This is a genomic window from Streptomyces sp. MK7 (assembly GCF_032658145.1).
GTDB classification, from domain to species: domain Bacteria; phylum Actinomycetota; class Actinomycetes; order Streptomycetales; family Streptomycetaceae; genus Streptomyces; species Streptomyces spiralis.
This window is the reverse complement of record NZ_JAVACL010000045.1, coordinates 1-10,699: the sequence shown is the minus strand read 5'-3', so window position 1 is coordinate 10,699 and position 10,699 is coordinate 1. Positions and strand designations below refer to the sequence as shown.

Genomic DNA, 10,699 nt, shown 5'->3' with positions numbered 1-10,699 from the left:
GTCGCCTCCTACCTGTCCTCGCGGAGTGCTCATTGTGCGGAGCGTGTTGTCCGGCGTCCAGCGGCCGACAGCGGACAACGTCTCGTCCCTTACAAACAAGCCACCACCGCAGACGCGGCGGTGCCGGTCACACGGGGAAGAGGGACGCACGACCATGAGCAGCGATGTAAAGCATTCCGCACTACTGCGGACGAGAAGGGCTGTACTCGGAGCCCTCACGGCGGTACTCGTCTCTGGCGCGGTGCTGGCCGGGCCTACCGCGGCGTCGGCGGATTCGGCCGATATCAGGCTGGGGCAAGCGGATCTGAACGGGCTGGCGTACAACGCCGGCGCCGTCGACGGCGTCAGCGGACCGCAGACCGAGGCAGCGGCAGAGTCCTTCCAGTCCGACCGGTGCCTGAGCGTCGACGGGATCATCGGCAGCCAGACGCTCGGTGAACTGGAGACCGTTGTCAAGGAGGTCCAGGGCAAGGCCGGGATCAGCCAGGACGGCGACTACGGCAGCGGCACCACCACCGCCGTCAAGAACTACCAGAGCGCGCACCAGCTGACCGCCGACGGCATCGCCGGCCCGGACACCATGAAGTCGATGGGCATCACCCGACTCGTCGCGAGCTGCCACACCGGCAGCGCCCAGCGCGACAAGATCGTCAGCGTGGCCAAGAGCCAGCTCGGCGTCCGCGCCGACTCCGGCAACTGCGTCCCCGGCAAGCCGTACAGCATCTGCGCGGACTGGTGCGCAGCCTTCGCCACCTGGGTCTGGCGGGACGCCGGAGAGAACATCCCGTTCATGACCTACGTGCCGAACGTCTACGACTGGGCGGTCAGCCACAACCGCTGGTACGGCACCAGCCAACTGCACTCGGCGCTCCCCGGCGACATGATCATCTTCGGCACCGCCACCAACCGCTACCACATCGGGATCGTCGACCACGTCAGCGGATCAACCGTCTACGTGATCTCGGGCAACACCTCCAACCCGAGCAACTCCAGCCAGATCGGCGTCTACGACAAGAGCTACCCCCTGTCCAGCTCAGTCTTCTACGGGCTGGTCCGGCCCTAGCACGACCAGCATCACTGGCCTCACCGACATCTCCACTCGCCTGCCGACCGGCGTCGCAGAGGCACACGACGTGCCTCGCGGCGCCGGTCAGCCCTGCGCCGACCTACGAAACGGAGAACCACCGATGAACAGAACCCTGGCCGCCGCCGTCACACTCGGCCTCACCGTGCTGGCCGCATCGGCCGGTCTACCGCACGACGTAGCCCGTGCGGCAGCGATCCCGGCACCGGCCCACCCCTGGCACGAGGACGCCGACCACATGGGCTCCGGGCTCACCGCCCGCATGCCGGCCAGGACCGTTCACGAGTCGGTTACCGCGCCTGCAGCCCCCAACGTCACTGGAACGCTGAAGGGCCTGGACGTCAGCGCGTTCCAGGAGAACATCAACTGGCCGTCGGTGGCATCGAAAGGCGCGTCCTTCGCCTACGTCAAGGCGACCGAGGGCGTCGACTACACCAGCAGCCAGTTCTCCCAGCAGTACAACGGATCCACAGCGGCGGGCCTGATCCGCGGCGCCTACCACTTCGCCCTGCCCAACACCGCCGGCGGCAGCGCCCAGGCCGACTACTTCATCGCCCACGGCGGAGGCTGGTCCGACGACGGCAAGACACTCCCCGGCGCGCTCGACATCGAGTACAACCCCTACGGAGCCACCTGCTACGGCCTCAGCCAAAGCGCAATGGTCTCTTGGATCACCGCCTTCAGCACCGAGTACCACACCAAGACCGGCCGCTACCCAATCGTCTACTCCACCCGGGACTGGTGGTCGACCTGCACCGGCAATTCCGCCACACCCGGCCAGCACGACCCCCTGTGGATCGCCAACTACAGCGGATCGCCCACCCCGCTCCCCGGCGGCTGGAGCACCTACACCATCTGGCAGAACGCCGACAGCGGCACCTTCCCCGGCGACCAGGACGTCTTCAACGGCACCACCGCGGACCTCAAGACCTTCGCCCACGGCATCTATACCCCGCCCCCGCCGCCTCCTGGCAGCGGCTGGCCCGTCGTCTCACAGGGCGCCACCGGCCACAGCACTACAACCATTCAGTACCTGCTCGACGCCCACGGCTCCACCCTCACAGTCGACGGCGACTTCGGTCCGGCGACGCGAAGTGCGGTAATCGCCTTCCAGACCAGCCAGGGCCTCACCGCCGACGGCATCGTCGGCCCCAACACCTGGCAAGCGCTCATCATCACAGTGCAGGAGGGCGACAGTGGACCGGCCGTAAAGGCCGTGCAAGACGAACTGACCGCACACAGCCACCCCGTCAACGTGGATGGCGACTTCGGTCCGGCGACGCGGAGCGCGGTCGTCACCTTCCAGACAAGCAAGAGCCTCACCGCCGACGGCATCGTCGGCCCCAACACCTGGGCAGCACTCGTCTCCTGACGTCGACATCGGCATGCCCCAGAGCGCAAGAAGTCGTGGGCCCCGACCAGCACCACTGCCACCACCACCGAACCCGCGCGCCGAACGCCCGCAGAGGCCGTTCGGCGCGCGGGTTCCGCCGGTAACCCGCCCGAGAATCTGCGAACCCGCGCGCTTCCGACCGCGCGATGTCCAAGGTCCGTAACGGCGAGCGCGGTCGCGGCATCTTCGAGAGGCCCTTTACGTCGCAGGACCAGATTCCCCGCCCACGGATCAACGGCCTGTCATAGTCGGCCTGGGACTATGACGGGAAACCGCGGCGATCATGCACGATCACGACAGGTTCTTCCAGGCAGAGTAACTCGTGTTGCCACTGGAGTTGGTGGAATATACCCTGAATCGCCACACATCCGCGGCGGTGTTTTTGACGGCACTCGACCCGTAGGACACGTTAATCGAAGCTATGTTTCCGTCGTAGAACTCGTACTGGACGCCGCCTACGGCATCCGAGTTAGCGTGCGCCCACACCCACGATGCGGCCCCATTACCCGGGTCGTCATCCACTTGACCCTGGATCCCCTCATAGGAGGTATACATGACCGTCGCCTGAGCGACCTGCGTCATTCCCAGTCCTGCAACGGCCGTCATGGCTGTCACCACCGCTGCCCGTCCGAGCTTCATCCGCATGACTCAACAACTCCCATTCCGCACACCTGATATACGAGCGGGTGGCACAGGCCACCCCTGCCGGACCGGTCCGCCCGGGCCTCGTCGACCTCTGCCGCATCGCGCGGGCCCCGCTGGGGAAGGCTCCTCCCTCAGCGGGGCCTTACGCGATGCTTTTACACGCTTTAACCGTTCTCCACCTTCTTGTAGTAGGTATTGTTGTTGTCCTCACCCGTCAGCAACCCGTACACGTCGCCGTTGTCGTTGACGCTCAGACCCGGGTCCCACTGGCTACGGTAATTAGCGATGTCCACGGACCAGCCGTTCACAACCTGCAGAGAAGGGTTGACTCGCTCGTACCAAGTGGTGGTGTCCGGGGCCCGGACCGCCAAAACGAGGTCTCCGGAGGGGGTGGCAGCAAGCGCGGGAGCCCCCACCGCGCTCCCGTGAAGGGTGACCCATGCCCCCCAAGAGGCGTTTTGAGTCCGCGACCGACTGTTGACGTACGTTTGGCCGTCTAGGCCGACATGCGCAACGTAGATTCGCCCAGTCACCGGAAGATAAACTACGACGGGAGTAGAGGTCGTTTGCCCGCCCAGGTCGGCAAACCCAGTAACCTGGGGACCGCCGGCTGTAGTGTAAGTGAAGTACAAAATCCGCCGTGTGGAGTCATCCGCCACAAAAGATATACCGGCGGTGTATTGCCCATCACCCAGTTGAGCAATGTGCGGGCCGGCGGACGACGTATAACCTGTATCCTGGAAAGTGATGTCTTGAAGGACAGATGAGAGGTTGGTGGCCTGGAAAGCTGAACTTATATATATGTGATGGTTTGTACCCGTGAAGGCGATTCGAAAACTGGACGTCCCCCAAGGTGTGATTGAGGGAGAGCCGATGGCCGCTACGGGTTGGTTGTTGGGATGGATGGGCCCAAGCGTGCTCGTTCGTCGCACGGTGAACCAGAGATTGCCCGAGGCGTCGTTGGCCCTCCATGCCTGCGCCAGGTCGCCGTTGGTCTGCCTGGCTTCCTGAAGCGTGTTCTGTGCCTCGAGGTGAGACCCGTCGGGCAGGTACTCGGCGTGCCAGGTGTTTTCCTCACCGGGCTGTGCCGCGAAGGCCGTGCCCTGGTTCAGTAGGACCATAGTGGAGGCAGCGGCAAGAGCCACACCCGCCAAGCGCAGCCTTTTGAATGATCGCACGGGATTCCTCTCCGAAATGTCGCGCATCCTGATGACAGGGAGCGTCGTCGGCCCGTCAGATGTACAGCAGATAGCGTCAGTTGGGGCCTCAGATCTAACGTGTGGCAACCATCACACCCTCACGCGGCGTGTCACGCACAGGTACGGTCCGACCCGGGGATAGGCGTGCCCGTCAGGTCGTAGTGATGCTCGCCTGATACGGCCGCGGCGGCGGCATCCCGCAGACGGACGAGACCATGGCGAACGCTGCGCGCGTCGCCGAAGGGAACTGACCAGTTCGTGAACAGCGCCCGGCGGAGGGCCGCGACACTGAGCCCGCAACGACGCGCCGACCTCGATGAACTCGGCATGCGCTGGTAGAGAGCGGGTGTCGAGGATGGCCGCCGAAGCCTGCTTCTTGGCCTCTCTCACTGGTCCGCTACCGCGGGAGCCGCGGGAAACAGTCTGCTGCACGGCGGCCGGTGGAAAGACTGCTGCCGGGATTTTGCGCAGCTTCATCGCCAGGGGAGGGCCTTGTCGAGCGGGCCGGCGACACGGCTGGCGACATCACTACCGGCCACGAAGGTGAGCGCTCCGGCGACCACCAGCGTCCAGCGCAGGCTGCTGGCGAGCGTGGGCTGTTGCGCCACGGAGGGGATCAGTGGCAGCAGGGCGCCGCTGGCGATGAGTGCCGCGGCGGGCCAAGCGCGCGACAGCACGCGGCGAGCCAGGCGTCGTTGGGCGACGTGGTCGGGGGCGTTGGCCAGTAGTGCGGCGCGGTCGCCGGCAGCCAAGGCGTCGGCGGCAGCCAGCAGTGAAGCCACCAGCGGATCCGCATCACCTGCATTGCGTACCAGTGCCAGCGGTATCTCGTGGGCCCGGTAGACGGCCGCGGCCCGCGCTGCGTCTTGCCGTAGGCTTCGACGAACGTGGTAGGGGGCGCGGTAAGGCAGGGACAGGTCGCGTTCTGCGGCGTAGGCCAGGTCTTCGAGGTCGCGGCACAACAGGCGGCATTGTTTCGCAGTCAGGCGACGACGGGTTCGAGCATGGATGTCGGCCGCGGTCACCATCGTGTGGACCAGGAGCCGGTCGGTGGGCCGGCAGCGGGCGGCGATACGGCGGGGCAATGGCAGCTCGAACAGAGCAACGGCGACCAGGATGGTCAACAGGAGCCCGCACACGTAGTAGTAGCCCACCCAGTAGTGCCACGAGCTGGTGTGTGGTGCGGCCAGGGAGAAAGGGATCGAGGAAGCAGCCACGGAGAAGCCAGGCACCGCGCATGCCGCAGCCAGGCGGCGGCCGCGGGAGAAGCTGATGGCTGGAATGCGGCGAGCCCTGCCGGCCAGCACGTTCGCGAATATTGCGGTCACCATCCCACAGAACAGCGCCGTCACCGAGTCAAAGGTGGCTGACGGTGACGCCCCCGGCAGTGTCGACGGCGGCACGTAGTCCGCCACCGCTTCGCGGACGATGTGGATGAAAGGACTGATCGCGAATAAAGCGACGAACACAGCGGCCCTCAGCCGGATCCGGCGCGTAGCTATGGTTTCGGCCCCACGTAGCCGCAGGGAGGCGGACAGCACAGCCCTACGGCGTGCGCCATCCGCCCCGACCGCATCGCTCGGCAGGAGACCGAAGACCTCAAGATCTTCCCGGATCGCTCTCGTAAGCGCCCGTCGTGCCGGCGACGATGTCAGCCACCGTCGCCACCGTCTCGTCCACTCCCCCAGCACCCGAGCAAGATATGAGGCCCATCCGCAACCTGGATAGCCAACGCCCGGAGAAGAGCCGGGACACTGAGCGCGCAGCGGCGGGCCGACCTCGATGCGCTCGGCATGCGCTGGTAGGGCGCGGGTGCAGATTCGAGGGTGGCCCGCCGGAGCCTGAGCTTCGCGGCCACCCTCGTCCGCGCTTCCAGCGTCCTACTCGCGCCCCCGTGCGGCCATCCGGCTGCAGAGTCAGGGTCTGTCGCCGGCGGCGATCCAGCCTGGGCCCGCTCGTAGGCGAGCTGTTCGCTCACCGGCTGCCACACCCGCTCGCCCACGATCAGCACGAGGAGTCCACCACAGCCTCACACCAGTCCCCTGATCAGCCACTTCAAGACGACGGAGCTTCAATGCCTGATTGCTCCTGGGGCTGACTGGTCGTGTCGGTGTGCGGGTCGCGTGCAGTGATGACAGTGAACAGGGTGGAGAGGACGGCAAGTGCGCCGTACCCGAGTGCGATGTGCGGCACTGAGAAGACGTTGGAGAGTTGAGCGGAGATGAGGCTGGGAATGGTCGCGCCGCTGTAGCTGAGGAGGTAGACCACGGCGAAGATCGGTGCCCGGTCGGTCAGCCCACTGCCGTAGAGCAGGCCACGGGTGGCGGCGCTGATGGCGATGCCTTGAGCGGCCCCGGCGACGACAGTTGCAGCGATGAACAACGGCAGTGTGCCGGTGGTGATCGCTGCAACCAAGCCGACCCATCCAACCATGAAGGCGATCATTCCGATGCGTTGAGCTGCCGCCGGCGAGAACCGGCCCCCAAGGGGAGCACCCAGAGCGCTGGGGCCCATGTAAGCGGCGAACACCAGTCCAAGGACGAGTGAGCTGTTGGTGTGAAGTTGATCTTCGACTAGCGCGGGCACGAAGGCCTGGTAGAAGGCCCCGGTCGCCCAGGTGGCCAGGAACACCGAGGCCGCGACGGGGAGCAGATGCCTGACTCGGACCGGTACGCGAACGCTGGGGCGCAGTGATCGCCAACCGCCCGGCGCCGGAGCCACGGTCTCCGAGCTGATGGCGACGAGTGCGGCAGATAGCAGGAGCAGACCGACGACAACCAGGTAGATGAGGTCACGCGGCCAGGGACCGAACTGGACCAAGGCACCGGAGGCGATGGCACCGACGGCAAGACCAAGCATGACTGTCTGGCTGGAAGCGACGGAGGCCAGCCAGGTCGGCCTGGCCGGAGCGGCGTCAACGATGTAGGCGGTGAGGCTGCTGCTGGCAAGCCCGGCGCCAAGACCCATCAGCAGCCGACCTGCGATCAGGATGCCGATGTGGTGCACGTTCAAAAGCAGCAGACAACCCAGCACGAGCAGTCCGAGACTGGCGATCGCGGCGGGCCGTCGGCCCACATGATTGGACAGTCGGCCCAGCACCAGCAGGGTGCTGAGAGTAGCGGCAGAGTAGGCGACTACAGTCAGTGAGATACCGGCGTTGGTGAACCCGTCCTCGGCTCGGTAAATGTTGAAAAGAGGGATCGTCGAACCCACTGCGGCAAACACGGTCACCAGGGAAACCACCGCGGAAACGAATGCCAGCCGGAGCGTTCCGTCCCGGCGTCCCAGGACGGTCGCTGGGGTCACGTGTTGCATCGAGCCATCTTTCTCTTGTTCTCGACCATGCCGACACTCCTGGAGGTTTCGGGGTACGAACGTCGACGTAGCCGCACACCGTGCGGTGAGCCAGGCTGCGCTGAGACGATGTCGGACATGAACCCTCAGGTGTGCTTTAGCGCGTCCTGGCGTCACATCACGCCTGCGCGCTTCCTCAGCTAAGTCCTCGGGGCTGTTCCATCGTCCGGAGCCCTGCGTGCCGGAGAGGATCACGAAGAGGCGCTACACCGCATCGACTCAGCTGATCTTGTTCGTAGCCCTTCTCGTCCGTGATGAGCATCGAAGTCAGTTCACCGGACGGTCTCGGCTTGTTGTCACGTCGCGGCCAGCAGCTTCGCAGGCGCCGTTAGGCGCCCGGAGCGATTGCACAGGCTGCGTCACAGACCCAGGTCCCCTCACGCTTCTGGTACGTGTCCGCGTACAGAGCTGCCTGATCTACTCCATCTGTGAGCATGATCCATGTGCTGCGGCCGTCCGTGGGTCAGAGCAATGTCACCGAGGATGCGGACGTTGACGTCGTGCACAGCGAGATCCCTCGAGGATCGCCAGATCTTCGATCGGCTGCTCGGTGTCGTTCACCTTTTCGTCGCTCCTTCTCTGTGCAGTGCGGCATTCGGTGCAAATGGGCACAACGAACCAGGTCATGGCCCGACTGGTTAGTGTCGGTTCGCGACGCCGTCTTACCGTCAACGTCGCGATCTCGCTCGTTCCTCGAGGCCGTCCGCCGCAGGCCCTTTGCGGTCAGCGCGGTACAACGCCGAAGGGCGGTGTGACCCAAGGATGATGAGCCGGCGAGGCACCAAGTCGGAAAAGGACGACTGACAGTGAGGATTGGCCATGGCACCGCTCGGGGTCTGACTCTCCGACTGACTGACGCTTCGGTTGTCCTTGACGGGAATCGTCGGCCCGCCGAGCGGTGCCACTTGGCGCGTGGCCGGTCGGGCATCTGTGACTTCATATGAGCCCGGCCAAAGGTCCCATCACTGTCTTGTCCGTCTGCCCGACCGGCTCGCGCCCTCCCATCGGCGCGCGTTGGAAGGGCAGCACACAACAGCATGGCAGCACAGGACATAGCGGTGGTCGGCGGGATCGACACCCACGCCGACTTCCACCAGGCCGCGGTCATCGATGGCATCGGCCGGCACCTGGCGACCGAGCAGTTCGAGACGACCCCGGACGGCTACCACCGGCTGCTGGACTGGCTGTGTTCCCACGGAGAGGTCCTGGCTGTCGGCGTCGAGGGGACCGGCGCCTACGGAGCCGAGATCTCGCGGTTCCTGACCGCCAACGGCGTCACGGAGGTGGAGGTGGAGGTGGACCGGCCGGACCGCAAGGCGAGGAGGGACAACGGCAAGTCCGACCCCCTCGACGCCTACGCCAGCGACCGCGGTCCTGTCCGGCCGCGCCGGCGGCACCCGAAGACACGGAACGGGATCGTGGAGGCGATCCGGATTCTGCGGGTGGTCCGCAAGAGCGCGGTCAAGGCCCGCACCCAGACCATCAACCAGATCCGCAACCTCCTCGTCACTGCGCTGCCGGGGTCCGGGACCGGCTGCGCGGCCTGCCCGCGAAGGAACTGGTCGACACCCTGGCCCGCTCCCGTCCCACAGGAGAACTCGCTGATCCGGCCTGTGCGGTGAGGATCGCGCTGCGGCGCCTCGCCCGCCGTCATCAAGCCCTCTGCGAGGAGATCAAGGGAAGCGGACCGGGAGATCGGCCCGCTGGCCACCCGGGCTGCCCCGCGACTGGTGGCTCTGCCCGGCGTCGGTCCCGAGACCGCCGGCCAGCTGCTGGCCAGCGCAGGCGACAACCCCGACCGGCTCCGCTCGGAAGCCGCCTTCGCCCACCTGTGCGGAGCCGCACCGGTCCCAGCCTCCTCCGGCCGCACCAACCGCCACCGGCTCAACCGCGGCGCGGACCGAGCGGTGAACCGCCCCGGTTCGAATAGAGGCTCGATTTCATGAAAGAATCGAGTCATGGCACGACCCTCCCGTTACCCCCTTGAGCTGCGCCGTCGTGCGGTGCGCATGGTCGCCGAGGCCCGCGACGACTACCCGAACGAGACCGCCGCCCTGCAGGCAGTGGCCGACAAGCTCGGCATCGGCTCGCGGGAGACGCTGCGGAACTGGGTGAAGCAGCACGAGATCGACGCGGGGACGCGCCCGGGGACGACGACGGAGGAGTCCGCCCAGATCAAGGCGTTGAAGAAGGAGAACGCCGAGCTGAAGCGGGCCAACGAGATCCTCAAGGCAGCGGCGAGTTTCTTCGCGGCCGAGCTCGACCGGCCACACACGCGCTCGTAGCGTTCATCGACGAGCACCGGGGCCGCTTCGGCGGCGTCGAGCCGATCTGCAGGACGCTCACCGAGCACGACTGCAAGATCGCCCCTTCCACCTACTACGCCCACAAGAAGCGACTGGCCGCCCCCTCCGCACGATCGGTGCGGGACACTCAGCTCAAAGAGCTGATCAACCAGGTCCACACCGCCAACTATCGTGTCTACGGCGCGAGGAAAATCTGGCGCGAGCTGAACCGGCAGGGACACGTCGTGGCCCGCTGCACCATCGAACGCCTGATGCGCGAGATGGGCATCCAGGGGCGGTCCGCGGCAAGCGTGTGATCACCACGCTTCCCGGTGGGCAGGTCGAGCGGGCTCCCGACCGCCTCGACCGCGACTTCGTCGCCGCCGCCCCCAACCGGTGCTGGGTGGCGGACTTCACCCATGTCAAGACCTGGTCGGGAGTCGTCTACGTCGCATTCGTCGTGGACACCTTCTCCCGCCGGATCGTCGGCTGGTCGGCGGCCACCGTCAAGGAGACCTTCTTCGTCCTGGACGCCCTGGAGATGGCGATCTGGCAACGCGACCGCGACCAACAACCCATCAGGCCAGGTGAGTTGATCCATCACTCGGATGCCGGGTCGCAGTACACATCGTTCAAGCTCGCCGAGCACCTGGACGCCGCCGGCATAGCCGCGTCCATCGGCTCGGTCGGCGACGCCTACGACAGCGCCCTGATGGAATCGGCGATCGGCCTGTACAAA

At 66.0% G+C, this 10,699-nt stretch carries 11 protein-coding genes; 7 read left to right on the top strand and 4 right to left on the bottom strand.

Annotated elements, in window-relative coordinates; genetic code table 11:
- Positions 1 to 154: 154 nt before the first annotated feature.
- Positions 155 to 1,063, top strand: a complete 909-nt coding sequence (locus tag R2S09_RS32825) for a peptidoglycan-binding protein (protein WP_306191663.1) — start codon at positions 155 to 157, stop codon at positions 1,061 to 1,063.
- Positions 1,064 to 1,187: 124 nt separating this feature from the next.
- The gene (locus R2S09_RS32820) at positions 1,188 to 2,456 is read left to right on the top strand and encodes a GH25 family lysozyme (RefSeq protein WP_306191664.1); all 1,269 of its coding nucleotides are present in this window, start codon (positions 1,188 to 1,190) and stop codon (positions 2,454 to 2,456) included.
- Positions 2,457 to 2,768: 312 nt separating this feature from the next.
- Here the strand turns inward: R2S09_RS32820 and R2S09_RS32815 are convergent, their stop codons facing one another.
- The 4 genes from R2S09_RS32815 to R2S09_RS32800 all read right to left on the bottom strand — a co-directional run bounded on the left by R2S09_RS32815 (position 2,769) and on the right by R2S09_RS32800 (position 7,636).
- Positions 2,769 to 3,122: a hypothetical protein gene (locus tag R2S09_RS32815; protein ID WP_316744954.1), complete on the bottom strand. Its 354-nt coding sequence runs from the start codon at positions 3,120 to 3,122 to the stop codon at positions 2,769 to 2,771.
- Between the two features lie 164 nt (positions 3,123 to 3,286).
- Positions 3,287 to 3,415 carry a hypothetical protein gene (locus tag R2S09_RS32810; RefSeq protein WP_316744952.1) on the bottom strand — a complete coding sequence of 43 codons (129 nt, stop codon included), beginning with the start codon at positions 3,413 to 3,415 and terminating at the stop codon, positions 3,287 to 3,289.
- A 1,379-nt stretch (positions 3,416 to 4,794) separates the two neighbouring features.
- On the bottom strand, positions 4,795 to 5,790 hold the full coding sequence (locus R2S09_RS32805; RefSeq protein ID WP_316744950.1) for a hypothetical protein: 996 nt from the start codon (positions 5,788 to 5,790) through the stop codon (positions 4,795 to 4,797).
- Positions 5,791 to 6,376: 586 nt separating this feature from the next.
- Entirely contained in the window at positions 6,377 to 7,636 is a 1,260-nt protein-coding gene (locus R2S09_RS32800) for an MFS transporter (protein WP_316744948.1), read from the bottom strand.
- A 1,076-nt stretch (positions 7,637 to 8,712) separates the two neighbouring features.
- On the opposite strand from R2S09_RS32800, the gene R2S09_RS32795 reads away from it, so the two are divergent.
- From R2S09_RS32795 to R2S09_RS32775, 5 genes are all read left to right on the top strand, one after another.
- Entirely contained in the window at positions 8,713 to 9,297 is a 585-nt protein-coding gene (locus tag R2S09_RS32795) for a transposase (RefSeq protein WP_316744947.1), read from the top strand.
- 108 nt (positions 9,298 to 9,405) lie between these two features.
- Positions 9,406 to 9,621, top strand: a complete 216-nt coding sequence (locus R2S09_RS32790; RefSeq protein WP_316744946.1) for a transposase — start codon at positions 9,406 to 9,408, stop codon at positions 9,619 to 9,621.
- Between the two features lie 12 nt (positions 9,622 to 9,633).
- Positions 9,634 to 9,960, top strand: a complete 327-nt coding sequence (locus R2S09_RS32785) for a transposase (RefSeq protein ID WP_316744944.1) — start codon at positions 9,634 to 9,636, stop codon at positions 9,958 to 9,960.
- A gap of 137 nt (positions 9,961 to 10,097) precedes the next feature.
- Positions 10,098 to 10,277 (top strand): IS3 family transposase, encoded by a 180-nt coding sequence (locus tag R2S09_RS32780; protein ID WP_316744943.1) that lies wholly within the window; start codon positions 10,098 to 10,100, stop codon positions 10,275 to 10,277.
- Positions 10,274 to 10,699, top strand: a 426-nt coding sequence (locus tag R2S09_RS32775; RefSeq protein ID WP_316744942.1) for a DDE-type integrase/transposase/recombinase, incomplete at its 3' end; no start/stop codon positions are given. The genes R2S09_RS32780 and R2S09_RS32775, both read left to right, overlap by 4 nt.

What these genes read in the sequence shown, in the direction of transcription:
- R2S09_RS32825 (WP_306191663.1), top strand. Translation starts at nt 155, where the DNA reads ATGAGCAGCGATGTAAAGCATTCCGCACTACTGCGGACGAGAAGGGCT.
- R2S09_RS32800 (WP_316744948.1), bottom strand. Translation starts at nt 7,636, where the DNA reads ATGCAACACGTGACCCCAGCGACCGTCCTGGGACGCCGGGACGGAACG.
- R2S09_RS32795 (WP_316744947.1), top strand. Translation starts at nt 8,713, where the DNA reads ATGGCAGCACAGGACATAGCGGTGGTCGGCGGGATCGACACCCACGCC.
- R2S09_RS32820 (WP_306191664.1), top strand. Translation starts at nt 1,188, where the DNA reads ATGAACAGAACCCTGGCCGCCGCCGTCACACTCGGCCTCACCGTGCTG.
- R2S09_RS32815 (WP_316744954.1), bottom strand. Translation starts at nt 3,122, where the DNA reads ATGCGGATGAAGCTCGGACGGGCAGCGGTGGTGACAGCCATGACGGCC.
- R2S09_RS32785 (WP_316744944.1), top strand. Translation starts at nt 9,634, where the DNA reads ATGGCACGACCCTCCCGTTACCCCCTTGAGCTGCGCCGTCGTGCGGTG.